The sequence below is a fragment of the Streptococcus infantis ATCC 700779 genome, assembly GCF_000187465.1.
GTDB lineage: Bacteria > Bacillota > Bacilli > Lactobacillales > Streptococcaceae > Streptococcus > Streptococcus infantis.
Genome location: NZ_GL732439.1, coordinates 1,023,722 through 1,046,961, shown reverse-complemented (window position 1 = coordinate 1,046,961; position 23,240 = coordinate 1,023,722). Strand labels below are relative to the sequence as shown.

At 38.5% G+C, this 23,240-nt stretch carries 30 protein-coding genes and 1 pseudogene; 30 read left to right on the top strand and 1 reads right to left on the bottom strand.

Features of this window, described 5'->3' with window-relative positions:
- Nucleotides 1-3: 3 nt before the first annotated feature.
- The 25 genes and pseudogenes from HMPREF9423_RS07640 (at nucleotide 4) to HMPREF9423_RS07520 (ending at nucleotide 17,756) form a co-directional block, all read left to right on the top strand.
- Nucleotides 4-531, top strand: a complete 528-nt coding sequence (locus HMPREF9423_RS07640) for an Imm26 family immunity protein (RefSeq protein WP_006148756.1) — start codon at nucleotides 4-6, stop codon at nucleotides 529-531.
- 1 nt (nucleotide 532) lies between these two features.
- Nucleotides 533-1,159 carry a hypothetical protein gene (locus HMPREF9423_RS07635; RefSeq protein ID WP_006148755.1) on the top strand — a complete coding sequence of 209 codons (627 nt, stop codon included), beginning with the start codon at nucleotides 533-535 and terminating at the stop codon, nucleotides 1,157-1,159.
- A gap of 74 nt (nucleotides 1,160-1,233) precedes the next feature.
- Nucleotides 1,234-1,623, top strand: coding sequence for an Imm50 family immunity protein (locus HMPREF9423_RS07630; protein ID WP_006148754.1), 390 nt, complete (start codon nucleotides 1,234-1,236; stop codon nucleotides 1,621-1,623).
- Nucleotides 1,624-1,787: 164 nt separating this feature from the next.
- Nucleotides 1,788-2,501 carry a hypothetical protein gene (locus HMPREF9423_RS07625; protein WP_006148753.1) on the top strand — a complete coding sequence of 238 codons (714 nt, stop codon included), beginning with the start codon at nucleotides 1,788-1,790 and terminating at the stop codon, nucleotides 2,499-2,501.
- A 13-nt stretch (nucleotides 2,502-2,514) separates the two neighbouring features.
- Nucleotides 2,515-2,955, top strand: coding sequence for a hypothetical protein (locus HMPREF9423_RS07620; protein WP_006148752.1), 441 nt, complete (start codon nucleotides 2,515-2,517; stop codon nucleotides 2,953-2,955).
- A 98-nt stretch (nucleotides 2,956-3,053) separates the two neighbouring features.
- On the top strand, nucleotides 3,054-3,338 hold the full coding sequence (locus HMPREF9423_RS07615; protein ID WP_006148751.1) for a hypothetical protein: 285 nt from the start codon (nucleotides 3,054-3,056) through the stop codon (nucleotides 3,336-3,338).
- A gap of 54 nt (nucleotides 3,339-3,392) precedes the next feature.
- Complete coding sequence (locus HMPREF9423_RS07610; RefSeq protein WP_006148750.1) at nucleotides 3,393-3,956, top strand: hypothetical protein; 564 nt, start codon at nucleotides 3,393-3,395, stop codon at nucleotides 3,954-3,956.
- A gap of 27 nt (nucleotides 3,957-3,983) precedes the next feature.
- On the top strand, nucleotides 3,984-4,679 hold the full coding sequence (locus tag HMPREF9423_RS07605; RefSeq protein WP_006148749.1) for an SMI1/KNR4 family protein: 696 nt from the start codon (nucleotides 3,984-3,986) through the stop codon (nucleotides 4,677-4,679).
- Between the two features lie 161 nt (nucleotides 4,680-4,840).
- Nucleotides 4,841-5,581: a hypothetical protein gene (locus tag HMPREF9423_RS07600; RefSeq protein WP_006155667.1), complete on the top strand. Its 741-nt coding sequence runs from the start codon at nucleotides 4,841-4,843 to the stop codon at nucleotides 5,579-5,581.
- Between the two features lie 83 nt (nucleotides 5,582-5,664).
- Complete coding sequence (locus HMPREF9423_RS07595) at nucleotides 5,665-6,063, top strand: NTF2 fold immunity protein (RefSeq protein WP_006148747.1); 399 nt, start codon at nucleotides 5,665-5,667, stop codon at nucleotides 6,061-6,063.
- A gap of 88 nt (nucleotides 6,064-6,151) precedes the next feature.
- The gene (locus tag HMPREF9423_RS07590; protein ID WP_006148746.1) at nucleotides 6,152-7,081 is read left to right on the top strand and encodes a hypothetical protein; all 930 of its coding nucleotides are present in this window, start codon (nucleotides 6,152-6,154) and stop codon (nucleotides 7,079-7,081) included.
- Between the two features lie 20 nt (nucleotides 7,082-7,101).
- Nucleotides 7,102-7,551: a hypothetical protein gene (locus HMPREF9423_RS07585; RefSeq protein ID WP_006148745.1), complete on the top strand. Its 450-nt coding sequence runs from the start codon at nucleotides 7,102-7,104 to the stop codon at nucleotides 7,549-7,551.
- A 72-nt stretch (nucleotides 7,552-7,623) separates the two neighbouring features.
- Entirely contained in the window at nucleotides 7,624-7,944 is a 321-nt protein-coding gene (locus tag HMPREF9423_RS07580) for a hypothetical protein (protein ID WP_006155674.1), read from the top strand.
- 51 nt (nucleotides 7,945-7,995) lie between these two features.
- Nucleotides 7,996-8,541, top strand: coding sequence for a DUF4304 domain-containing protein (locus HMPREF9423_RS07575; RefSeq protein ID WP_006148743.1), 546 nt, complete (start codon nucleotides 7,996-7,998; stop codon nucleotides 8,539-8,541).
- 132 nt (nucleotides 8,542-8,673) lie between these two features.
- The gene (locus HMPREF9423_RS07570) at nucleotides 8,674-9,036 is read left to right on the top strand and encodes a hypothetical protein (RefSeq protein WP_233419433.1); all 363 of its coding nucleotides are present in this window, start codon (nucleotides 8,674-8,676) and stop codon (nucleotides 9,034-9,036) included.
- Between the two features lie 271 nt (nucleotides 9,037-9,307).
- Nucleotides 9,308-9,667 carry a hypothetical protein gene (locus tag HMPREF9423_RS07565; protein WP_006148741.1) on the top strand — a complete coding sequence of 120 codons (360 nt, stop codon included), beginning with the start codon at nucleotides 9,308-9,310 and terminating at the stop codon, nucleotides 9,665-9,667.
- 64 nt (nucleotides 9,668-9,731) lie between these two features.
- Entirely contained in the window at nucleotides 9,732-10,328 is a 597-nt protein-coding gene (locus HMPREF9423_RS07560; protein WP_006148740.1) for an SMI1/KNR4 family protein, read from the top strand.
- A gap of 14 nt (nucleotides 10,329-10,342) precedes the next feature.
- The gene (locus HMPREF9423_RS07555) at nucleotides 10,343-10,894 is read left to right on the top strand and encodes a hypothetical protein (RefSeq protein ID WP_006155669.1); all 552 of its coding nucleotides are present in this window, start codon (nucleotides 10,343-10,345) and stop codon (nucleotides 10,892-10,894) included.
- A gap of 59 nt (nucleotides 10,895-10,953) precedes the next feature.
- A pseudogene (locus HMPREF9423_RS07550) lies at nucleotides 10,954-11,124 on the top strand (DUF6707 family protein); the annotation flags it as partial.
- An 86-nt stretch (nucleotides 11,125-11,210) separates the two neighbouring features.
- Nucleotides 11,211-11,711 carry an NUDIX hydrolase gene (locus HMPREF9423_RS07545; protein ID WP_006148737.1) on the top strand — a complete coding sequence of 167 codons (501 nt, stop codon included), beginning with the start codon at nucleotides 11,211-11,213 and terminating at the stop codon, nucleotides 11,709-11,711.
- Nucleotides 11,689-12,591 carry a putative PEP-binding protein gene (locus tag HMPREF9423_RS07540; RefSeq protein ID WP_006148736.1) on the top strand — a complete coding sequence of 301 codons (903 nt, stop codon included), beginning with the start codon at nucleotides 11,689-11,691 and terminating at the stop codon, nucleotides 12,589-12,591. Before HMPREF9423_RS07545 ends, HMPREF9423_RS07540 begins: the two co-directional genes overlap by 23 nt.
- Nucleotides 12,533-12,973, top strand: a complete 441-nt coding sequence (locus HMPREF9423_RS07535) for an ASCH domain-containing protein (protein WP_006148735.1) — start codon at nucleotides 12,533-12,535, stop codon at nucleotides 12,971-12,973. The genes HMPREF9423_RS07540 and HMPREF9423_RS07535 overlap by 59 nt, the downstream gene beginning before the upstream one ends.
- A gap of 122 nt (nucleotides 12,974-13,095) precedes the next feature.
- A complete protein-coding gene (locus HMPREF9423_RS07530; protein ID WP_006155684.1) occupies nucleotides 13,096-15,642 on the top strand; it encodes a M1 family metallopeptidase in 2,547 nt (848 codons plus the stop codon).
- Nucleotides 15,643-15,757: 115 nt separating this feature from the next.
- Entirely contained in the window at nucleotides 15,758-16,429 is a 672-nt protein-coding gene (locus HMPREF9423_RS07525) for a response regulator transcription factor (protein ID WP_004253103.1), read from the top strand.
- A complete protein-coding gene (locus HMPREF9423_RS07520; RefSeq protein WP_006148733.1) occupies nucleotides 16,422-17,756 on the top strand; it encodes a sensor histidine kinase in 1,335 nt (444 codons plus the stop codon). The genes HMPREF9423_RS07525 and HMPREF9423_RS07520 overlap by 8 nt, the downstream gene beginning before the upstream one ends.
- A gap of 26 nt (nucleotides 17,757-17,782) precedes the next feature.
- On the opposite strand, the gene HMPREF9423_RS07515 is transcribed toward HMPREF9423_RS07520, so the two are convergent.
- Nucleotides 17,783-18,058 (bottom strand): DUF3270 family protein, encoded by a 276-nt coding sequence (locus HMPREF9423_RS07515; protein ID WP_006148732.1) that lies wholly within the window; start codon nucleotides 18,056-18,058, stop codon nucleotides 17,783-17,785.
- Between the two features lie 369 nt (nucleotides 18,059-18,427).
- Here HMPREF9423_RS07515 and HMPREF9423_RS07510 point away from each other — a divergent pair, with 369 nt between their 5' ends.
- The 5 genes from HMPREF9423_RS07510 (at nucleotide 18,428) to HMPREF9423_RS07490 (ending at nucleotide 23,239) form a co-directional block, all read left to right on the top strand.
- Nucleotides 18,428-19,483 (top strand): ABC transporter permease, encoded by a 1,056-nt coding sequence (locus tag HMPREF9423_RS07510; RefSeq protein ID WP_006148731.1) that lies wholly within the window; start codon nucleotides 18,428-18,430, stop codon nucleotides 19,481-19,483.
- A gap of 13 nt (nucleotides 19,484-19,496) precedes the next feature.
- A complete protein-coding gene (locus tag HMPREF9423_RS07505) occupies nucleotides 19,497-20,177 on the top strand; it encodes an ABC transporter ATP-binding protein (protein ID WP_006148730.1) in 681 nt (226 codons plus the stop codon).
- A gap of 110 nt (nucleotides 20,178-20,287) precedes the next feature.
- Nucleotides 20,288-21,217, top strand: a complete 930-nt coding sequence (locus tag HMPREF9423_RS07500; RefSeq protein ID WP_006148729.1) for a peptidase U32 family protein — start codon at nucleotides 20,288-20,290, stop codon at nucleotides 21,215-21,217.
- A 104-nt stretch (nucleotides 21,218-21,321) separates the two neighbouring features.
- Nucleotides 21,322-22,005, top strand: coding sequence for a ribose-5-phosphate isomerase RpiA (rpiA, locus tag HMPREF9423_RS07495; RefSeq protein ID WP_006148728.1), 684 nt, complete (start codon nucleotides 21,322-21,324; stop codon nucleotides 22,003-22,005).
- Nucleotides 22,006-22,027: 22 nt separating this feature from the next.
- Nucleotides 22,028-23,239: a phosphopentomutase gene (locus HMPREF9423_RS07490; RefSeq protein ID WP_006148727.1), complete on the top strand. Its 1,212-nt coding sequence runs from the start codon at nucleotides 22,028-22,030 to the stop codon at nucleotides 23,237-23,239.
- The last annotated feature ends 1 nt before the right edge of the window (nucleotide 23,240 follow it).

Below are 23,240 nucleotides of genomic sequence, written 5' to 3'. Positions count from 1 at the left end.
ATTATGGAGAAAAAATTGCCCCAGATAAAGATTCGTGAGTGGAATGAAAAGCCAAGAACAAAACTTCGATTTATTAAAATTGGTGATATTTTTTGCTATCAATTTTCGGAGGAAATGTCTGTATTTGGTCAAATCCTTGGAAAAGTGAATGTTGGTCATGTCATTCAATTTTTCGATATCTTTCAAGCAAGTCCTACTATAACAGTTGAGGAGCTAAGTCGTGCTCAATTTATAGGTAAGCCCATCATTATAGATTCCTACACCTTGTTTGATCGAAGTCCAGTATGGTTTTGGCAGATAATTGGTCACCAAGTGGATTTTGATCCAAGCCATTTTAAGGATTTAGCCTTTAAGTGGGGAGACCCAAATGGTCTTCACTTTGGGAAGGTCTGGCTAGATGGTAGGCGGGAACCTAAGATTTTTTCTAGGGAAGAAGTTGAGGACCTAGACTGGGAAGCCTGTGTCGGAAGTATAGTTTATAATAGAATATTGGAAGAAGAACTGGCAAGCAGAGAAAATAAAGGAGTTTGAGATGGACTATGTAGAAGAGTTAACTTCAGGACGTACGCCCTTGGTAAAAAAGGCTGCGAAAAAAATTTTAAAGGGCAGACTAAAAGGATATGGACCATTCTTGCATCAGGCCTTGGAGGGCGAGATGGAAAAGCCTAAATCATGGGAATCACAAATGTATTTGCTCTACGCCATGGCTGCAACGGATTGCACAGAAGAAATTCCCTATCTCAAGTCATTACTGCTGAGAGACATCCCAACCCTTGTAACCTATCGCTCTCTAGCAGTAGCGATTGCTTATCTAGAAAATTTAGAAACAGAGAACTTGTCTTTTGTTTATGAGTCATTAGAATCGAATAACTCATCTCAAGCTGCAGGTGCTTGTGCAGCGATATATCAGAGAAAGATTGTTCTGAAAGATGACGATTTTAACAAAATTATGTCTCATGTGACTCAGCCTAAATACTTTGAGCATATTGGTCAAGTCATAAATCCATTTTTATTTATCTTAGCAGCATCTTATCTATATCCAGAAGAGAATCGCCAGAAAATTGTTGACTTTTCTCGTCAGTTCGATATATCTATTGTCAAGGACTTAATCAATGACGTTACAAAAGGAAAGGACGGCAGAAGAGTTAGTCTGTTCTAAAATCTACTTAAAGAGCGAAACAATAACTCTTAAAAATAAGACTTTTATTCATTTTTAAAAAAGGAGTTCATCTTGTGAAATGGTTTGAAAAAGCAGTGGGCAGGGAAAAGATTATTCATTTGTTTGATGGTGATTTGGAATTGAAGAATGTATTTCTTGATACTGTATTATGTTACGATTACAAATTAGATCTTGTCTTTTATGTATTTGATTTGCCAACTAATTTCCCTGAAAAGTGGCAGAAAAGCGCATTTAATGCCATAAAAATTAATTTAGAGTTTTTTAATTTAGATGAAATCCATTTTTATTCTAAGGGGATTTATAAGGTGAATGGACAACTGGAACTGCTCTTTTTAGAAAAAAAGGTTGAATTCAATTTTATAAACCAAAATGATGTGATGTTATCAGGATCTTCTGACCTTGTTAGAATTGCTGAGATTGGTCCTGTGAAGATTGATACTTAAAGATGTATTCCTAGCTTATTTGCGGAGATTCCGTATGATCAAAGAATCCTCCATTGCTAGGAGGGACACCACGACTATGGGAAAAAGTGAAGGAAGAGCACAAACATTAGAACTTGACCTAAGGATAAACCTTTCTACAAGAAAAAAACTATGAGACCACGAATATGAAGTTACAGTATTTTGAATTAGATAAGCCCTATGTGGAAAATCAACAGAGGATTGAGGAGCTGATGGACTCCGCTGCGCTAACTTACGATGAAGCTAGAGTTGAAGACTACCGACAAAATTGGAAAGATCGGAGAAACGAATTCATATATGAATCCAAATGTATGACCTCTATGGTAGAGCGCCTCTTCAAACCAGTTATGACCAAGGATTGCTGGAAAATCATCGTAGAATGTGTAGATACGATTAGCAATCCAGCTATCATGAACCTACTTGGTGTCTATACTGTTCAAGTCTTATTTGATTTTTCTAGCTATAAAACCTTGAGTCCATTGGAACAGAAAAAGCTGCTCTTAGAGGCCTTGGTAAAAGGGATAAAGCGCGTGTTTCAGGAGCTCTCTATTCCCTGCTCCTTGATAGAGGATGTAGTCAATGAAATAGAGAGAAACGATTATGAAAACAGCTGGGAGTGGAAAAGGAAGAAGATCCAATCCACGACCTATTCCATTCAAGTGGAGCATCAGCTGGATAAGGTGGATTTGTTTTGGAAGATAGAGCACAAGGATAAGAGCATCTGTCAGTTGATTCAATCCTGCCCTGCTCACGAGATGGACTATGGGGCTAAGCTTGGTAAACTGGAAATAAAAGGGAACTTCCTTTATCTGTTGGATAATCAGAATGAGGTTGTGAGCAGAATTTCTGTTTTAAAATGATGGAGCAAGAACAATGAGTGACGTAAAAAAGAAATTATCCTTATTAAAAGTAGAAAAACGAATCAAGGGTTTGAAGGGGAACAAGGATGTTCATTTTCTGACCGATAAACCTAAAGAAATTGCTTGGTATGCTGGGGAGTTGAATCCTATCGATTCTCCGATTCCTTGCCTTTATGAGTTTTCTATCGACCTTACTACTAAAGATCTAAGTAGGTCAATTCAAAGTCTTGTTGGCAATAGCAGTCGGTTTATCCTAGTTTTTTGGGAGTTTTCACCAGTTTACGTCTTGTTTCAAATGGAGTCTTTGGATGACTTTTTGCCCTCTTATTTTACTGAATTTTCTACCAGAGACCTGACACTTTTCTTTCAAGACCAGGAAAAAGTATTGGATCTCCATTTAGCGGAGGATAAAGTAGAAGTGAGAGTCTTGGAGAATAAGGCTAAGAACTGGTAGATTCTATAAATTGAAAATGAACATAGAATTAGTCGATGAAAGAGGCAAAGAGGAAAGAATGCCATTCTTGGAGAGACAAATGGTAAAGGAAGATTCTAATGTGTGAAAAAGAATATTATTATTATGGCAATAGTGAGTTTATGTCAGGCCTAGGAGTTATTTATACAGAGTTTACTGGTCAGCGTGCAAGTCGACAAATTAACGTTTTGAATGGGCACTCTTATGCTTCCTCTTGCCTACAGGATTATGTTCCAGAAATAGGGTTTCTACTCTATGATGGTCGAAAAGATGAGTTGGATCTATCAGACTCCATCAAGATTAGTCAAGAGGAATTTGAACGAATTTGGACTCAGGCTGTCGCTAGCGGTCAGAATGATGCGTAATCGTCAGTTGAAAATAGCCAAATATAACCCCAAAAATGTGAGAGGAGTCCAATAATGATGCTCAATTTGTTGAAGGAATTCGTAGAAGTCTATCATAGAAACAAGGGCTTAGGAGAGCTTGTATTTACTAGTGACTGTCTCCATGTCGAAAAGCCAGATTTGTCTGGTCAATTGAAAGAGTTCTACCAGCATTTAGACTTTGATGAAGAAGCTTATTTTAGAGGAGCTCCCTATGATCTTGCTCTAATTCCTCTCCCTCTATGTGAAGCTGCATCAGAAGGATGGCAGGATCCTAGCTGGAAAGAGAGTTATGTGATTTTTGCCCACATGATGGGCGATGAGCCAATCTTTTGTGATCTAACTAGCAAGCTTAGTCCTGTATTTGGCAAGATTCCTGGGAATTCCAAGCTCTATTGCTTAAGCCCCTCTTTATCTACTTTCTTGTCTACCTATAGTCAGATGAAAGAGCTAGAAATCACCAAGTTTGAGAATGACATCTACATTGATGAGGCTTTGTCAGACTATAAAGAAGGTTTTTTAATAGGAATCATGGCTATTATCGAGGAGCAACTTCCTGAAGACTATCGAAAAGACTTTATTGAATTTATGCTTGGCTAAAGCCAAAGATGAAGAGATGAGAAGCAAATGAAAATGAAGAATTTTTTAAAATGTTGTGAGGATCTGGTCATACAAGAAAGTGGGGCTTCAGCTCTTGAACTAGAAAAACTCAAAGCCAGACAGTTTCCGCAAACTCACCTGGATTTGCTCTCCATAACCAACGGCTTGGAATTTTATGGTGGCTATTATCGCTTGTTTGGTACAGATTCTGCTCAAGCCATCACGCTGGACTCTTGGAATTCGGATGAGCTATGGAAAGATGTCTGGAGAGATTATGCATCAGACTACTATTTTTTTGGTATGTCTGCTATTGGAGATCAATTCGCTTATAGATTGAAGGATGGGAACATTCAAAGTCATCAAGTTTATTATTTAGATGGGATTACTATGGATGTCATCGAGATTTACGACAGTTTTGAAGCATTTTTCGAGAGAGAATTTGTTCTGAAAGCCCAAGGTGGGATGGAATCTATTTTTGTGTCTGCTAGGGAGCGATTTGGAAATCTAGACCTCTCCACAAGCTGTATTTATTCCCCTTCCTTAATGATTGTGAATGATCCAAGCGTTGAGAATCTCATGCTTTTACCGACAAAGGATGTCATGACTATCAATGGGGATTTGCTTGTTCAATTATCTGATTCGGAGGAGTCGATTACGAAACTGGAGCAATATCTAGACGCTTTGGGTAGAGCTAGAGTCAAGGTTGTCTTTGATCGAGATTGAGCAAGCAGGATAAAGTTTATATAGAAAAGAATACTCTTGAGATTCATGATTTTAGTTTTTGAGACAAGCAATGGCTTATTCTTCTTGTAAAAGTGTCATTGTAAAAATAGATAGGTTGAACAAAGAAAACGAAGCATGATATTCATGAAAAGAGGTGAATGATGACCAGTTTAGATAAATATTTAGAGATCATTAAAAAAGGATTTTCCGAAAGAGAGAATCTAATGGCAATGGAGCCTCTACATTCTATTGAAGAGATTGCACCATTATTGGATGAAACATTGACTTATAAAGAATTCATCGATATCAATCGCTTATTAAGACAAAAGTACATTGTTGAAAACCCAGAGGATATGCTGAAGGATGTGGATTTTAATCAGCTTTCATTACCTAGCAATACGAGGGTGATTTACTTGATGGGAAGTAAATCTGATGTGCTAGACTTTTCAATATACGAACAAGTAGAAAAAATTTTATTAGTTGGGGCTAGAAGAGTAAGAAAGATCATCTTACCCCAAAATGATTGTGTGAAAGCTCTAGGGATATCTTCTATGACAAATTTGGAAACGATAGAGAACATTTCTTTTCATACAGGTATGCGTTATCTGCACGTTGATTATGGTGTAAAGTTGCCGGACTTTGATTTTATAAGGGATTTAAATCAGTTGCTCTATCTTTCATTTACAGCAAATAAAAATTTACCAGAATTGGATTTTATCCAGTCCTCTAGTGAGCTTCGTTTTTTAGATTTTGTTGACACGTCTATTTTTAACTACGCATCAACAGTTAGCTACCTGAAGAGTCTGAAACATCTCCGATTTTTAACAACGGGAAGAACAAATCAAAAGCAAAGGGAACTTCTTAGAAGAGAGTTACCACATGTTTGCATGCGTGAGGAGTAAAAAATGCCTTTAATACAGCTTTTTATGACCGATGTCTTCATAATAAACGAACCTTTAGTCCCGTTGTTTAAGTAGGAGGAAATATGAGCCATACGAATCTAGCAAAAGAAACCTTACTCCAGTTTATGCAGGCTATGTATTCTTGGGAGAAAAAGGCCACTAGGAGCCTAAGAAACAAAGCTGATAAAGAGATGTTGAAGGATGAATTAGCTCCGATTTTTGATCAGTTTTGTACATCTAAAAAAACACTCAGAGCAAGGGAAGAGTCCTTATCAGTCCGCTTTCCATTTGAATACAAATTTGAGACGCATCCTATCGTTGATGAAGAGCATGACGGGAATCAAGCTTATTTCTACATCAAGGAGAATCGTTCTGGTATAGAAACCCTCTATCGTTTTCAAATGGTGTTTCAAAAGGGGAAATGGTGGATTGATAAGAAAGAATGGCTCGATGATGGGAAGTGGATCAATTCTTCCTTGTGAAATACTGGATAGCATAGGAATGCAGGAAGAGATGTACTTCAAAAAACAGTGGTAGTTAAGTGTAAGAAATGAAATTTTAGAAGTCAATATGAATAAAACACTTTCAAATCAAAAAAGGAAATTAACTGCTATAAAAAATAAAATACTGAAGGCGAGAGATTTTCACTTAGAGCCAGAAAACCTATCTAATACTGAAGCCATTTTAACAGCTCTAAAATCTGATAAGAAAAGCGTTAAAATTAACTACGAAGAAAATGGTGAGATAAGATCATACCTGTATGATCATATAGATATGATTGATTCTATAAGTTCGTATCCTCTAGTCTCTAATTTTATAGAAAGTAAAACATCTGAAAACTACCAGTTATTATTGAACGGCTGTTTTTGTTCTGTAATGGCAGATATGGCTTCTGCTAAATATTTAGCTAAAGGGGGCTCAAACTTTGATACAGATATTTGTTTGAATATCTTATTTACACTTGCCTATTTAGATGATACTTATGTCGAATTTTTAATTGATAAATTAGTTTATTTTAAAGATGCTCAAGTTGAAAAAAGGAAGAAACCTATTTTCTTTTCATCAAAAAGTTTAATGCCTTTAGTTGTTTTCCTTTATGGAAATGGACAGGGAGACCGGTTAGCTAGCTTGCTCGAAAATGCCTGTGATGCTAAATATAAACCCTTGGACTCGAACCCTTATCATAATGTGAATGATGCCTATAAACAGGTTATGGAAACTATTTTTTCAGAGGATGTTGACGTTTTTAGAGAAACAATTATATCCATGTGTGATTATCATTTAGCGAACGCCAAAGACAGTCATTTAGTTGAATTCAATACCTTACTATGGCAGTATTTCCCAATTGAAATCTTGATTTTATTAAAAGAACGTCAGAAAAGAGGGTTCCCAATCGACGGGCTTAGCCATCCCTTGCTTGATGACTTTTTACCCTATTTGATGGATGAATTTCAGATATTCGAGCAAAATAAGATGATTCTAGGAACGATCTTAGACTAGTTGGGTAGAATGGATGGAAATTGTCAACATCCCGTGGAATCGAAGCTAATTGTGGGGAAAAGACTGCTAAGAGGGGGAAACACGTGAATCTAGAAGCTATAAAATTTGATGATGATCTTGAAATGAGCGTTTTTATACCAGAGCAACACGATTCTATTCGCCTGGTTTTGTCGGATGGGCTTGCTTTAGCAGATGAAGTAATGGCCAATGACTACAAAGAAAAAATCGTTCATATGCTTGGGTCATCTGCTTATTGGTATGAGTTAGCTGAAAAACGAATCTTTTCGGAACTATCCATGATGGGGCAGTTAATGGCGATCTATCTGCTCTCCGAACAGACGTCATCCGATTGTATTTTTGGCTTATTATTTAGAGTGGACGCTGAAGTAGAGCATGGAAGAGGAATGAAGATTTCACTTGAAGAGATGACTATCATTGACTATGGAGACGCTGATAAAGCATTTTGTTAGATTAGAAATGCATATCAGTAAGTTTAACGAATTGCGAATAATCCCTCCCATTAATATCAAAGGAGAATGAAGATGAAAAAGACCTACTTTGTTTATCGAGATAGTGAAGCCTTGGAAAGGCAAAGTGATGGAGCTGAGTTCTGTAAAATACCGGAGTTCTATGATGAACAGATCTATTTTTATTGCGATGAATATATGCTTTTTTGGGCATCTATTGAAGATGTAGGTGATTTGAATAAAGCTAGAGATTTTAAACTAAAAGACAACATAGTACCAGCAACGCTAGAAGAGATTAGTGATGAAGGATTGATTGGCTACATAGATACAGTGAAACAATACAATATTGAGAATGGGAAAGTTGTAGGGATAAACTATATCCATTTAGATTCCTAGGAAAATGCAATGAGGAACTCCCCACATTCTGTTAGAAATAGAGGTAATGAAATGAAAGAGGCCAAAGAACTTTTCGTAAAAAATGGCTTTTCGCGACTAAAGCGAACCCATAACTATTATAAAATTGATCATGATTTTTACACGGTGATCTATTTTCAACGAAAATCAGATGGGACTGCTTATTTCGTGAATATTGGCATTCATCCCCTCTTTCTGGAATCGGGACTGTTAGAAGAAGTGGATTGTGCTTTAAGGACTCGATTAGGTTCTATCGATCATAGAAATGGCATGGATCAAGCTGAATTGGAAAAGGCTGTCCAAGAGGCCATCGATTTTACTGCTCAGTATTCATCCTATCCTACCGTATTTTCGAGCATAGATCCCGAGAAGGATCTTGAGAAGGATTGGTTGTTAAAACAATTCTCTATTACCAAAGTGAACTTATGCAGATTGTATGTTGAGTATTATGATGCCATCGATTCTAAGAAGCTTGCTTTAGATTTTGCAAACTATGGCTTATCTATTACACCTAAGATTGCCTCTGTTCCTAAAAACTTCTTTAAAGCTTATATTCGTTCGGGAGAAGTTTTAAAATAATACTACTAGTTAGTTGAGATTAGGAAGGGATGATGGTCAAAGGGGAGGATTTCTCAATAAAGTAAGTAATAGTCCAGAATGCTAGTCTAAACCTGTTCAGTAAAGGATATTTCGCAAAAATTGGGGGAAAAGTTGAAAAGTAGAGATAATTTTCATAGGCACTATTTAGTATTATGGAATCTAATGATGTCCATAGAAAGTAATGTTGTTACAAGTGAAGAGGCAGAGTTTCTATATCCTTTTGATATGAGTAAAAAGGAAGATGTCCTTACAGTATTTGATGCATTTGTGAAAGAGGATTTCTTGAGCCTAGAAGAAGAGAAGCAGAAGCAAGTGCTTGAGACCATTGAGGATGTTATACAGGCTGGAGATGAAGTGGTTGAGCATTTTTTTGAATATGAATTTGGCTTGGCTTCAAAAGAGCCAAGAAATAAATTTGCCTTTCTAGAATTGGTAAAGGATATTTTAGTCTCTTATTTGTCCATCTTAGACTAGTCATCTATTTTCCTTTGAATTTAAGAATGAAATTTATGGACTTCGAGGTCGCGTATTTTAAGAGTAGTTGACAGCCTAAACTCAAGAATTAGCTGAGTGAGGATTATCTATTTAAGGTTTATAATCCTCACCTGGGAAGAGTACTTACGCAGAATAGCGGATAGATAAGAAAGAATGGTTTGATGATTCTAAATGGTTAAACTTGCCTTTGTAATGTGTTTATAAATCTATATAGATCAGTAGAAAATGCTTCTAAAAGGAGAAATAAGAAATGAAAAACTATTTACTGGACGAAAGGATATTTCAGTATCCTGAATCGTTTAAAAAATGTATCGAACTTAATTTAGTTGATTTTGATTGTTGGTATCTGTTGGATTCAGAATGGGCCCTGTCTTTGTATGAGGGATTGCAGGAAAGGTACCCAAGCAGAAAGTTGATTCCATTTGCTAAAAGAGGAGATTGTGATGATACAGCTTGTTTTGAAATAGGAAAGGGCAATAAGGTCCAACTCATTCATGATTTTGCTGCCGAAGGCTGGGAGCAACGAAAAGAGTTTAACGATTTTTGGGAATGGGTAGAATATGCAGTCAAATGCATGATAGAGTATAATAAAGAGGATGGGATTGAATAATCGCAAGCTCTTTTCTAGGGACGAAGGAACTCGTCTCTAATGATTTACAAGGCAAGGAGAACAAATGGAAATGATCACCCAATTATTAAATGAGGTCGAAAAATGTCTCCAACGGCTAGATCATTCTTGTTTAGACCATCTAAATCCGGGAATATCTTCTCAACAGATTCAAGAATTGTTTGAGGAAATACCATTGCAGCCAACGCAGGACTTGCGTGCTCTTTATACTTGGAGAAAAGGTTCAGAAGATAGTGAGGGAATCACACTCGGTGAGCTGGCATTTTTTCCTGGTTTCTATTTGATGTCTCTGGAAGAGAGTATCAAGACCTACTTAGAACTAAGAGAAACGGATGCTTGGGGCAAGTCTTGGTTCCCAATTTTTGCCAGTGGAGGGGGAGATTTTTATGCCATGAACTTGGCTCCAGAAGCTCAGGGTCAAATTCTTGGTTTTTATGTATTTGAAGAAGAGGCCCAGGTCGAATACCGGTCATTAGAATCTATGCTCACAGCTCTTAAAAACTGTTATGAACAAGGTATTATTTTCCGGAATGAACAAGGCTACTTGGATATGGATTATAGGAAGCATGCTGAGATAGCGCATGACATAAATCCAGACCTGAAGATATGGCTTGAATTCTTAAAGGAGACGGAAGAGGAATGACCAAGGAGAGAAAAATGACAGTAGTGACTGTATTAAAAAAGATCATTAGACTCTATAAGGAAACAACGTTTATTCCCCAACCAGTGAGTTTTTCAAACGAAAAATTAAGGATCCAGTCCTCAGATTTGACAGGAGAATTACTTGATTATTATCAACATATAGTGTTCAATGAGGATTTATTTTTTGCTAATCAAAATTTTAATATCATTTTGTTGGCATTAGATTCTCCTACAAGGACAGTCGAATGTTGGGCCTTACAAGATATTCTTCAGTTTAGTGAAGGGCAATACCAGATATTTGCTACTACAGATACAGATGATATTCTTTTCTGTGATATGAAAGATGACAGTTCTCCAGTTTACGCGGGCAGTCCTGGAGATCCTAACTTCTATAAACTCAGCGCAAGTTTGACGGAGTTTTTGGAGTTCTATTTCGCTTTTTCAAATTTTTGGAAACAAAGAGAAGATGTCCCTCTGGAGGAATATATTGTAGGGACAGGTGACTTGATAGAGCGCTACCTTTCCCCAGACGTCCAAGCGACAGCAAAAAAATATCTACTTCGGTAAGATTGACCTTAGAAAAGCCTTTTTCAATAACAAAAAGTGAGTTGGATAGGAGAAAAGAAATGAATGTGAAAGAACTAATCGAAGAGGTTGAAAATGATGTCGAGTTAGTATCGTATTTAAACCGGATCCCTAAAAAAAATAAGAAGACCCAAGCTAGCTATCTCGAATCACTGAATCGTTTGGCCTATTTACTTTATCTGGATGATCAAGAGGAAATGGCTAAAGAAGTATATCAAGGAGCATGAAATTTATAGCCTTTTTCCTTTTAAGGGATAAGGTAAGTTATTGATCTTGGACTTTTAGAAAAGAGTAGAATATGGAAATCAAAAAACACTTTGGTGTCTATGGCATTTGCTATGAGAATGGGAAACTGCTTTGCATTGAAAAAACAAGAGGCCCCTATCAGCATCGTTTTGACCTACCAGGTGGTAGCCAGGAACTCGGTGAGGGGTTGACGGAAACCCTCAAGAGAGAAGCTCTGGAAGAGACGGGTTATATGCTTAGCCAGTATTCAAATCCTAGGATTTATGATGTGCTGGTTCATGAAGAAGGGCGAGACTTCGCCGTACACCATATCATGGCCTTTTATGATGTAGTGCTCGATTTCGAGGACTCTCAAAAATCCCTTCCTCAGGAGGTTCTTGATGGAAGTAATGATTCAGCAAATGCAATTTGGCTTCCTCTTGAGCAGATGACCGAAGAAAATGCCTCGCCTTTAGTATTAAAGGTGAAGGCAGAGTTACGAGGATTTCCAGAATTGGACAAGACCTCTTACATGAATTGGAAGGTAAAACATGCAAAATCAACTAGCTCTTAGTGGCGAAAAAATTGTTGAAAAAGTTTATCCCCATTTATTGCACCACGTCGGCTTGATTCGTGGGGAATACTTGTTGAGAGAACTAAACCAAAACATACTATTACCAAATTGTCAGCAATTTGTGAAAGATTATCTAGACACTATTTGTCATTTGTACTCAGATGAAGAAGTCTGGTATCGCTTTTCAGAGTTAACAAATGCAGAAGCAAATAGTCTAGACGGGACTAAAGAGTATTTTAACGAACGCCACCCCTTATTTGGATACAGAGGTATCAGGCGTTTGTTGGCGTGTCCAGATGAATTTCAGGCTGAGACAAATGTTGTTACAGAAGTTTTTCAAACCAATCCCAATCTGTCTGTTATTTTTCCTTTTGTCAATGATGCCGAACAATTAAAACAAGCTATTACAGTATTGCGTCAGTATGGTTTTACCGGGAAAGTCGGCACGATGATTGAATTACCATCAGCTTATTTCGACTTGGACAGGATACTGGAAACGGGCATTTCAAAGATTGTAGTTGGAATGAATGATTTAACTTCTTTTATTTTTGCAACTGTGAGAAACAGTCAATGGCATGATATGGAAAGTCCAATAATGCTAGATATGCTGAGACAGATGCAGGATAAAACAAGGATGAAAAAGATTGATTTTGCTATAGCAGGCTATCTGAATCCTTCTTTCATACAAAAAATGAATCAGATGGGTATCGAATGTATTCTTCATTACAGCTCTATTCCAGAGATTTTTGATTTAGAAATTGACCATCCAGACCATCTTAAAAGTATAAAAGAAGAAAGTAAAAAATTACAAAGGAGAACCCATGACACCTCAAGAAATGTGGAATGCCTACAAGAAAATCAACCCCTCTATCGGAGATGAGATAGACGCCTGGGCTTTTGGAGTGGAAGCAGATCTTCTGGCAGATTTGGTGCTTAAAGGCGAAAAAACAGCAACTACCTCAGCCTACGACCTTTACGCACTAGAGGACGAACCCCTTCCCAAAGAAGGAACCTTTGATGTTATTTTAGACAGTCAAAATCAAGCTGTCTGTATCGTCGAAGTTACAAAGGTTTCTGTTCAGCCTTTTCATCAAGTGTCGGCCGACCATGCCTATAAGGAAGGTGAAGGAGACAAATCTCTGGCTTATTGGCGTCAGGTTCATGAGGAGTTTTTCACGGAGTGGCTGGAGGAAGCAGGTCTGACGTTTACACCTGACAGCAAGGTGGTTTTAGAAGAATTTCGCAAGGTTTATCCTCTCTAGACTACTCTAAGGAAGAAAGTTTTGGAAATCACTGTCCAAAGCTTTTTTCTGACTAAAAATATGATAAAATAGGTATGTTTGAACTAGAGCATTCGCTCAGAAATTTAGAATAGGAGAATATGATGCAAGCAGTAGAACATTATATCGAAAAATTTGTTCCTGAACATTATGATTTATTTTTAGACTTGAGTCGTGAGACCAAGACTTTTTCAGGAAAAGTAACCATTACTGGTCAAGCTAAAAGTGACCGTATTTCCCTTCACCAAAAAGACTTGGAAATTGCTTCTGTTGAAGTAGCAGGACAAGCTCGTCCATTTACAGTTGATAACGAAAACGAAGCTCTTCATATCGATCTTACAGAAGCAGGTTCAGTTGAATTGGTTATTGCTTTTTCAGGTAAAATCACAGACAACATGACAGGAATCTATCCATCATACTACACAGTTGATGGGGTTAAGAAGGAAGTTTTGTCGACTCAGTTTGAAAGCCACTTTGCCCGCGAAGCCTTCCCATGCGTGGATGAGCCAGAAGCTAAAGCAACCTTTGACCTAGCTCTTCGTTTTGACCAAGCAGAAGGTGAACTTGCCTTGTCTAACATGCCGGAAATCGATGTTGAAAACCGCAAAGAAACTGGTATCTGGAAGTTCGAAACTACACCTCGTATGTCTTCTTACTTGCTAGCTTTCGTAGCTGGTGATTTGCAAGGGGTAACTGCTACAACTAAAAATGGTACCTTGGTAGGTGTATACTCAACCAAGGCCCATCCACTTTCAAATCTTGATTTTTCACTAGACATCGCTGTTCGTTCTATCGAATTTTACGAAGACTACTACGGAGTCAAGTATCCAATCCCTCAATCTCTTCATATCGCCCTTCCTGACTTCTCAGCTGGTGCTATGGAAAACTGGGGTCTCGTAACCTACCGTGAAGTCTACTTGGTTGTGGATGAGAACTCTACCTTTGCCAGCCGTCAACAAGTAGCCCTCGTCATTGCCCACGAGCTTGCTCACCAATGGTTCGGTAACCTCGTAACTATGAAATGGTGGGATGACCTCTGGCTCAACGAAAGCTTCGCCAACATGATGGAATACGTCTGTGTAGATGCGATTGAGCCAAGCTGGAATATCTTTGAAGATTTCCAAACAAGTGGCGTTCCATCTGCTTTGAAACGTGATGCGACAGATGGTGTTCAGTCTGTTCACGTTGAAGTCAAACACCCAGATGAAATCAATACACTCTTTGACTCTGCTATCGTTTATGCTAAAGGAAGCCGTCTCATGCACATGCTTCGTCGTTGGCTAGGAGATGCTGATTTTGCTAAAGGTTTGCATGCTTACTTTGAAAAACACCAATACGGAAACACTATTGGTCGTGACCTTTGGAATGCCCTTGGTCAAGCATCAGGCCGTGATGTAGCAGCCTTTATGGATTCTTGGTTGGAGCAACCTGGTTATCCAGTTTTGACTGCTACAGTTGAAAATGATGTTTTGAAGATCTCACAAAAACAATTCTTCATCGGTGAACACGAAGACAAGAATCGTCTCTGGGTAGTGCCTCTTAACAGTAATTGGAAAGGCTTGCCAGATACTCTCGAAACTGAAAGCATCGAAATTCCAGGTTATGCAGCGCTTCTTGCTGAAAACAAAACAGCTCTTCGCCTCAACACTGAAAATACTGCCCACTACATTACTGACTATCAAGGTGAATTACTGGATGCTATTCTTTCAGAATTAGTTGAACTTGATAACACAAGTAAGCTTCAAATCGTCCAAGAACGTCGTTTGCTTGCTGAAGCAGGACATGTATCATATGCAGACTTGTTGCCAGTACTTGATAAACTTGCTAAGGAAGAGTCTTACCTGGTTGTTGCTGCAGTTTCTCAGGTTATTGGTGCCCTTGAGCGCTTTATCGATGAAGGAACAGAAGCTGAGAAAGCCTTTAACACTCTGGTTGCTAAATTGGCCCGTCACAACTATGAACGACTTGGTTTTGAAGCGAAAGACGGAGAATCAGATGAGGATGAGTTGGTTCGTCAATTGACCATTTCTATGATGATTCGTTCAAATGATGAAGAAGCTAGTCAGGTAGCAAGTCAAATCTTTGCAGCCCATAAAGAAAAACTTGCAGGACTTCCAGCAGCCATTCGTGCTCAAGTCCTCATCAATGAGATTAAACACAATGAGACTAAGGACTTGGTTGCAACTTACCTAGACCTATACACTCATGCAACAGATGCAGTTTTCAAACGTCAATTAGCAGCTGCGCTTGCATACAGTACAGATGCAGAAAACATCCAAACTCTTCTTGCAACTTGGAAAGACAAATTTGTTGTGAAACCACAAGACCTTTCAGCATGGTATCTCCAATTCCTTGGACACCAAGCTACCCAAGAAACTGTTTGGGTATGGGCTCGTGAAAACTGGGATTGGATCAAGGCAGCCCTTGGTGGAGATATGAGCTTTGATAGCTTTGTTATCTTCCCATCACACATCTTTAAAACAGAACAACGTTTGGCAGAGTATAAGGCCTTCTTTGAACCACAACTTTCTGATCTTGCCCTTAGCCGTAATATCAGCATGGGTATCAAGGATATCGCGGCTCGCGTTGAATTGATTAAACGTGAGAAAGCAGCAGTTGAAGCAGTTGTTGCACAATATGGTAAGGCTTAAAAACTTCTTGACTAAATAGTATATAAAAACTCAACTTTCTCTTAGAAAAACAAGGAAAGTTGAGTTTTTTTTAAGATATTTTTGCTATAATGGATATAATAAGGAGGAATTTTTGATGATTAAAATTCTATTAGTGGAAGATGACCTAGGCCTGTCAAATTCAGTCTTTGATTTTTTGGATGATTTTGCAGATGTTATGCAGGTATTTGATGGCGAAGAAGGTCTCTACGAGGCTGAAAGTGGCGTCTATGACTTGATTCTATTGGACTTGATGTTACCAGAAAAAAATGGTTTCCAAGTCTTAAAAGAACTACGTGAAAAAGGTGTTTCGACTCCAGTTCTCATCATGACAGCCAAGGAAAGTCTTGATGACAAAGGACATGGGTTTGAGCTGGGAGCAGATGATTATCTAACCAAACCATTTTATCTAGAAGAACTCAAGATGCGTATTCAGGCCCTCCTCAAACGATCAGGGAAATTTAACGAAAATACCTTAACGTACGGTGATTTAACAGTCAATCTATCTACTAATGAAGTTAAGGTTCAAGATGCCTCTGTTGAGCTCCTTGGTAAAGAATTTGAACTCTTGGTCTATTTCCTCCAAAACCAAAATGTCATCTTACCAAAAACCCAAATCTTTGACCGTTTATGGGGATTTGACAGTGATACAACCATCTCCGTAGTAGAAGTTTATGTATCAAAAGTTCGTAAGAAATTGAAAGGTTCAGCCTTTGCTGAAAATCTCCAAACTTTGCGTAGTGTTGGGTATATTTTAAAACATGTTTAAGAAATTAAAAAAGAATTGGTACGCAGAAGATTTTAGCTACTTTATCCGTAATTTTGGAGTATTCACCCTAATTTTCTCTGCCATGACCTTGATTATATTGCAGGTTATGCACTCCAGTCTCTACACATCGGTGGATGAGAAACTCCTATCTCTCAGCAACAATCCTCAGGACATCATTCAATTGGCCGTCAATCGTGCAACTGAAGACGTTAAGGATTTAGATAGTGGCAGTGTCGCTTCAGCTTCTGATAAAAAGCCAAATGTGAGTTCCAATACTGAAGTGATTTTGCTAGATTCAAATTTGAATCAATTAGTGACTGGCAATCGCTTTTTGGGATTAGACAGAATAACTTTCAATAAAAAGGATTTAAACCATATCCGACAACTTCATGTTGTGAATAGCTACGGCCAGGATGAGATTTATCGGGTGGTCTTAACGGAAATGAATATTGATTCTGTTTCGACTAATATTAAGTATGCTGCTATCCTGATTAACACAAGCCAACTAGAGCAAATTAGTCAAAACCACGAGCAGTTAATCGTGGTGGTGATGGCAAGTTTTTGGATTCTATCTATCTTAGCCAGTCTCTATCTTGCACGTGTCAGTGTTAAACCCTTACTTGAAAGTATGCAAAAGCAGAAAAGCTTTGTGGAAAATGCCAGTCATGAATTACGAACTCCGTTGGCAGTTCTTCAGAACCGTCTGGAAACTCTTTTTAGAAAACCAGAGGCGACTATTATGGAGTCAAGTGAGAGTATCGCATCTAGTTTGGAAGAAGTTCGAAATATGAAGTTTCTAACGACTAACCTTCTCAATCTGGCACGTAGAGATGATGGAATCAAGCCTGAGTTTGGAGAGGTAGAGCCAGACTTCTTTAATACAACCTTTACTAACTATGAGATGATTGGGTCCGAGAATAATCGTGTTTTTCGTTTCCAAAATCGTGTTCATCGCACCATTATCACAGATAAACTCCTCCTCAAGCAATTGATGACCATTCTGTTTGACAATGCGGTCAAGTATACTGAAGAAGAAGGAGAGATATATTTTGAGATTTCAACGAAAGAACGAAGCCTCTATCTAACGGTAGCTGATAATGGGATCGGTATTTCTGCAGCCGATAAAAAGAAAATCTTTGATCGTTTTTATCGCGTGGATAAGGCACGTACACGGCAAAAGGGTGGTTTCGGTTTAGGCTTGTCTTTAGCTAAGCAGATCGTCGATGCCTTAAAAGGCTCTATCAGCGTGAAAGATAACAAACCTAACGGAACAATTTTTGAAGTCAAGATAGCTATCACAACACCATCAAAACGAAAGAATAAATAAAAAAACCTTCGATTCATCGAAGGTTTTTATTTGAATTTTTTCTTGATAAAAGTGCGCTGAAATTGTAAAGCTACAAGACTGAGGCCGATAGCCAAAGCAAATGATAAAACAGTGTTCAATTTAAGCGATAAGAACATAAAGCTAAAGATAGCTAAAAAGATACAGAAGCAAGCAATGTTTGCAAAAAATAGGACTTCCTTTACACTAGCAACAGAAGTATTTTCTGGGACATAATCTTGAAACTGAGCAGTTTTTATACTTTCTTGTTCTAACTCATACGGGTGTAGTTTTCTTGCGGGCATATTTCTCTCCTTAACAGTACATTACTATTTTATCATTTTTTAAAGAGAGAATTATTACAGGATTGTTACAAATTGCATAAAATCTGTTATCAAGGCCAATTTCGGTTTTCTTGACATGCTGTTGGGAAAATGATAGGATGAGTAAACCGTTTAAACTTTATTATTTTTCTCTTATTTCAACGAGGGGAAATTTGATGCATAAAACGAATAAAAATCATACACAGATGCAAATAAATTCAATTTTGAAGTAAGGACAGGATTCTTTTAAATTGATTCTAGTTGTTCATGACGAGATAGTTTTCTATCTTTAGTGCTATGGTAAAGAGGTGATTTGTTCCCTCGACAACAGAATACTTAAAGGAGATTGGCATGTATCTTGCTATCAAAGAAATTTTACAGAATAAACTGCGTTACAGTTTAATTCTAACAACCATTTTTCTCATTGCTTTTATGGTCTTTTTTATGACCAGTTTGGCTCTCGGGCTTGTTCGAAATAACAGGGCTGCTATTGATAATTGGCAAGCAACAGGAGTTGTGCTATCTGATTATGCAAATGATAATTTGACTGCATCCTTTATACCAGAGAAAGACTACAAAGATAAAGTGTCTGAGGATTCTGTTCCCCTAAGCTACATGTTTGCGGTGACAAACCTTGTTAATAGTAGTGACAAGATGAATGTCTCTATTTTTGGTCAAGAGTGGGACAGTTTTATCTCGCCAAGCTTGATTGAAGGGCGTTACCCAGAAAATGACCAAGAAGTGGTAGTGGATCAGTCTTTTGAAAATTACGGCATCAAACTCGGGGACGCTATTCAACTCAACGGAAGTGAGACAAGTTTTAAGATTGTAGGTTTGACCAGAGAAAATAAATTTTTCACGGAGCCTGTTGTCTTTACAAGTTTAACAACGTATTGGGATTTACAAGGAACAACAAAAGGCAATCGTTCGATCTCTGCATTGGTATTGCAAAATGATGTAGAAGTGACTGGCGATGGTTTGAAGCAGATTTCTATTCAAAAAATGATTTCGAAAATTCCTGGCTATACCCCTCAGGTCAATGTATTCTCAGGAATGATTCTAGCTATGATTGTCATTACAGGTCTGATTGTAGGAATTTTTATCTACATCATTACCATTCAAAAATTAGGCCTCTATGGAATTATGCGAGCGCAAGGGATTCAGATAAAATCCATCGTATGGTCCCTTTTCTGCCAAATCTTTCTTTTATCTGGTTTGGGTATAGGATTGGCTTTATTAGCCATTTGGGCTGTCATTTTAGTCTTACCTGCAACCTTCTTTTTCTACCCTAGTTGGTTAGCATACTTTGTGTTAAGCCTGGTCATTTGCTTGATGGCACTACTAGGTGGCGCCATTTCGCTTCCGCGTCTACTTAAAGTAGATCCAATTACAGCGATCGCAGAATGATAAGGAGAATGATATGACGACATTAATTGAGATGATTCAAGTGACAAAAACTTATGGCGAAGGCAATATGAAAGTTACAGCTCTCCATGAGACCAATTTTCAGCTAAACGCTGGGGAGTTTGTAGCAATTGTGGGGCCTTCTGGATCAGGTAAAACAACTTTTTTAACGACTCTAGGCCAACTTCAAGAAGCTTCAAGTGGAAAGATTCTGGTAAAGGGAAAAGAGACTGGGCATTTATCTGAAAAAGAAAAAACGGATTTGCGCTTCAGAGAATTTGGTTTTATCCTCCAGGCTTCAAATCTGATTCCATTTTTAACAGTAAAGGAGCAACTAGATTTAATTGATCGTTTGGATAAAAAGAAATCTGTAAAAAGTAACCGACAAGAGTTATTTAGTTTGTTGGATTTGGAAAAGGTTCAAAATCACTACCCCAAAGCTCTCTCTGGTGGTGAACGCCAACGAGCTGCAATTGCTAGAGCCCTTTATAATAATCCTAGTATCGTGCTTGCAGATGAGCCGACAGCTAGCTTGGATACACAACGTGCTTACCAGGTTACGGATATGCTGGCTTCAATTGCCCATGAGCAAGGCAGGGGTGTTGTCATGATCACACATGATACTCGCTTACTAGATAAGGTTGACCGTATTTATGTGATGAATGACGGACGACTTGTTGAAAAGACACAAGCATAAATCTAAAAAGTGAACTGTTATTGGTACGGTTCACTTTTTTTAAAATTTGGACTAACAAGATCCACTTTTCTATATAGCTGATTTTTTGGAAATGTGGTATAATTTTCTCTATGGAAAAGATTATCATTACAGCAACTGCTGAAAGTATTGAACAAGTAAAACAGCTACTTGAAGCTGGTGTCGACCGCATTTATGTCGGTGAGAAAGATTTTGGTCTTCGTTTGCCAACGACCTTTAGTCATGAAGAATTGCGTGAAATCTCAAAAATTGTTCATGATGCCGGTAAGGAATTAATCGTTGCGGTCAATGCTCTTATGCACCAAGACATGATGGACCGTATCAAGCCATTCTTGGACTTTTTAGAAGAAATCAAAACGGACTATATCACAGTTGGGGACGCAGGTGTCTTTTATGTGGTTAACCGTGATAACTATTCTTTCAAAACGATTTACGATGCGTCAACCATGGTCACAAGCAGTCGTCAGATTAACTTCTGGGGACAAAAAGCAGGAGCGTCAGAAGCAGTTTTGGCGCGTGAAATCCCATCTGCAGAACTTTTCAAAATGCCTGAAATTTTAGAAATTCCTGCTGAGATCTTGGTATACGGTGCTAGTGTTATCCACCATTCGAAGCGTCCGCTCTTGCAAAACTACTACAATTTCACACAGATTGATGATGAAAAATCTCGTCAACGTGACTTGTTCTTGGCTGAGCCAAGTGACCCAGAGAGCCATTATTCTATTTTTGAAGACAATCATGGAACTCATATCTTTGCTAACAATGACCTTGATTTGATGACCAAGTTGACTGAGTTGGTAGAACATGGATTTACCCACTGGAAACTGGAAGGTCTCTACACTCCAGGCCAAAATTTTGTAGAAATTGCAAAACTCTTTATACAAGCGCGCAATTTGATTCAAGAAGGGAACTTTACTCATGACCAGGCCTTCTTGCTTGATGAAGAAGTTCGCAAGCTCCATCCTAAAAATCGTTTCTTGGATACTGGATTTTATGACTATGACCCTGATATGGTTAAATAAACATCACAAAACCCGAAATAAAATGTTCGGGTTTTTCTAGTACAAGGATGAATTTGAAGCGTATTCATGATATAATAGAAGTAGCTCTATTTGGAGGTGTATAAGTGGAAAATCTGAAAAAAATGGCAGGGATTAAAGCTGCCGAGTTCGTCAAAGATGGTATGGTTGTCGGGCTTGGAACAGGCTCAACTGCCTACTATTTCGTAGAAGAAATAGGTCGTCGTATCAAGGAAGAGGGCTTGCAGATTACAGCTGTAACGACTTCTAGTGTGACCAGCAAGCAGGCAGAAGGACTCAATATTCCTCTTAAGTCAATTGATCAAGTGGACTTTGTAGACCTGACAGTTGATGGTGCAGATGAAGTAGACAGTCAGTTTAACGGAATCAAAGGCGGTGGTGGGGCCCTTCTCATGGAAAAGGTTGTCGCAACTCCATCTAAAGAATATATCTGGGTAGTTGATGAAAGTAAGCTAGTAGAGAAACTCGGTGCCTTTAAATTACCAGTAGAAGTTGTTCAATATGGTGCCGAACAGGTCTTCCGTCGATTTGAGCGAGCTAGCTATAAACCGAGCTTCCGCGAAAAGGATGGCCAACGTTTTGTGACGGATATGCAGAACTTTATCATTGACCTCGCCTTGGAAGTGATTGAAGACCCAATTGCTCTTGGACAAGAATTGGACCATGTTGTTGGTGTCGTCGAGCATGGATTGTTTAACCAAATGGTGGATAAGGTCATCGTTGCTGGACAAGAGGGCGTTCAGATTTTAACTTCAACAAAAGCAAAATAATCAAAATAAAAGGAGACACACTATGCCAAAATTTAATCGTATTCACTTGGTGGTACTAGATTCTGTAGGAATCGGTGCAGCACCAGATGCTCATAACTTTGTCAACGCTGGTGTACCTGATGGAGCATCAGACACGCTTGGACACATTTCAAAATCAGTAGGTTTGAATGTACCAAACATGGCAAAACTTGGTCTTGGAAACATCCCTCGTGAACAAGCCTTGAAGACTGTTCCAGCTGAGAGCAATCCAACAGGTTATGCGACTAAGCTTGAAGAGGTATCTCTAGGTAAAGATACCATGACAGGTCACTGGGAAATCATGGGGCTCAATATCACTGAACCTTTCGATACTTTCTGGAATGGATTCCCAGAAGAAATCTTGACAAAAATCGAAGAATTCTCAGGTCGCAAGGTCATCCGCGAAGCCAACAAACCATACTCAGGAACAGCTGTTATCGATGACTTCGGACCACGCCAAATGGAAACTGGCGAGTTGATCATCTATACATCAGCTGACCCAGTTCTTCAAATCGCAGCTCACGAAGACATCATTCCTTTGGATGAACTCTACCGTATCTGTGAATATGCTCGTTCCATCACTTTGGAACGGCCAGCTCTTCTAGGTCGTATCATTGCTCGTCCTTATGTTGGTGAGCCTGGAAACTTCACTCGTACGGCTAACCGTCGTGACTTGGCTGTATCTCCATTTGCTCCAACTGTATTGGACAAATTGAATGAAGCTGGTATCGACACCTATGCAGTTGGTAAGATCAACGATATCTTCAACGGTGCTGGTATCAACCACGATATGGGTCACAATAAGTCAAATAGTCATGGAATTGATACACTATTGAAGACTATGGGACTTCCTGAATTTGAAAAAGGGTTCTCCTTCACAAACTTGGTAGACTTTGATGCTTTATATGGACACCGTCGTGATCCACACGGCTATCGTGATTGTTTGCATGAGTTTGATGAGCGCTTACCAGAAATTATGGCAGCAATGAGAGAAGACGATCTTCTTTTGATTACTGCTGACCACGGAAATGACCCAACCTACGCTGGTACTGACCATACTCGTGAATATATTCCACTTTTGGCATACAGTCCATCCTTTAAAGGCAATGGATTAATTCCAGTTGGACACTTCGCTGACATCTCAGCAACGATTGCAGAGAACTTTGGTGTTGAAAAAGCCATGATAGGTGAAAGTTTCTTAGATAAATTGGTATAAG

Coding starts and splice junctions, on each gene's coding strand:
- HMPREF9423_RS07635 (WP_006148755.1), top strand. CDS start 533: ATGGACTATGTAGAAGAGTTAACTTCAGGACGTACGCCCTTGGTAAAA.
- HMPREF9423_RS07510 (WP_006148731.1), top strand. CDS start 18,428: ATGTATCTTGCTATCAAAGAAATTTTACAGAATAAACTGCGTTACAGT.
- HMPREF9423_RS07560 (WP_006148740.1), top strand. CDS start 9,732: ATGGAAATGATCACCCAATTATTAAATGAGGTCGAAAAATGTCTCCAA.
- HMPREF9423_RS07595 (WP_006148747.1), top strand. CDS start 5,665: ATGAGCCATACGAATCTAGCAAAAGAAACCTTACTCCAGTTTATGCAG.
- HMPREF9423_RS07490 (WP_006148727.1), top strand. CDS start 22,028: ATGCCAAAATTTAATCGTATTCACTTGGTGGTACTAGATTCTGTAGGA.
- HMPREF9423_RS07605 (WP_006148749.1), top strand. CDS start 3,984: ATGAAAATGAAGAATTTTTTAAAATGTTGTGAGGATCTGGTCATACAA.
- HMPREF9423_RS07610 (WP_006148750.1), top strand. CDS start 3,393: ATGATGCTCAATTTGTTGAAGGAATTCGTAGAAGTCTATCATAGAAAC.
- HMPREF9423_RS07590 (WP_006148746.1), top strand. CDS start 6,152: ATGAATAAAACACTTTCAAATCAAAAAAGGAAATTAACTGCTATAAAA.
- HMPREF9423_RS07500 (WP_006148729.1), top strand. CDS start 20,288: ATGGAAAAGATTATCATTACAGCAACTGCTGAAAGTATTGAACAAGTA.
- HMPREF9423_RS07535 (WP_006148735.1), top strand. CDS start 12,533: ATGACACCTCAAGAAATGTGGAATGCCTACAAGAAAATCAACCCCTCT.
- HMPREF9423_RS07545 (WP_006148737.1), top strand. CDS start 11,211: ATGGAAATCAAAAAACACTTTGGTGTCTATGGCATTTGCTATGAGAAT.
- HMPREF9423_RS07505 (WP_006148730.1), top strand. CDS start 19,497: ATGACGACATTAATTGAGATGATTCAAGTGACAAAAACTTATGGCGAA.
- HMPREF9423_RS07580 (WP_006155674.1), top strand. CDS start 7,624: ATGAAAAAGACCTACTTTGTTTATCGAGATAGTGAAGCCTTGGAAAGG.
- HMPREF9423_RS07520 (WP_006148733.1), top strand. CDS start 16,422: ATGTTTAAGAAATTAAAAAAGAATTGGTACGCAGAAGATTTTAGCTAC.
- HMPREF9423_RS07540 (WP_006148736.1), top strand. CDS start 11,689: ATGCAAAATCAACTAGCTCTTAGTGGCGAAAAAATTGTTGAAAAAGTT.
- HMPREF9423_RS07575 (WP_006148743.1), top strand. CDS start 7,996: ATGAAAGAGGCCAAAGAACTTTTCGTAAAAAATGGCTTTTCGCGACTA.
- HMPREF9423_RS07625 (WP_006148753.1), top strand. CDS start 1,788: ATGAAGTTACAGTATTTTGAATTAGATAAGCCCTATGTGGAAAATCAA.
- HMPREF9423_RS07640 (WP_006148756.1), top strand. CDS start 4: ATGGAGAAAAAATTGCCCCAGATAAAGATTCGTGAGTGGAATGAAAAG.
- HMPREF9423_RS07620 (WP_006148752.1), top strand. CDS start 2,515: ATGAGTGACGTAAAAAAGAAATTATCCTTATTAAAAGTAGAAAAACGA.
- HMPREF9423_RS07515 (WP_006148732.1), bottom strand. CDS start 18,058: ATGCCCGCAAGAAAACTACACCCGTATGAGTTAGAACAAGAAAGTATA.
- HMPREF9423_RS07600 (WP_006155667.1), top strand. CDS start 4,841: ATGACCAGTTTAGATAAATATTTAGAGATCATTAAAAAAGGATTTTCC.
- HMPREF9423_RS07615 (WP_006148751.1), top strand. CDS start 3,054: ATGTGTGAAAAAGAATATTATTATTATGGCAATAGTGAGTTTATGTCA.
- HMPREF9423_RS07565 (WP_006148741.1), top strand. CDS start 9,308: ATGAAAAACTATTTACTGGACGAAAGGATATTTCAGTATCCTGAATCG.
- HMPREF9423_RS07525 (WP_004253103.1), top strand. CDS start 15,758: ATGATTAAAATTCTATTAGTGGAAGATGACCTAGGCCTGTCAAATTCA.
- HMPREF9423_RS07555 (WP_006155669.1), top strand. CDS start 10,343: ATGACAGTAGTGACTGTATTAAAAAAGATCATTAGACTCTATAAGGAA.
- HMPREF9423_RS07530 (WP_006155684.1), top strand. CDS start 13,096: ATGCAAGCAGTAGAACATTATATCGAAAAATTTGTTCCTGAACATTAT.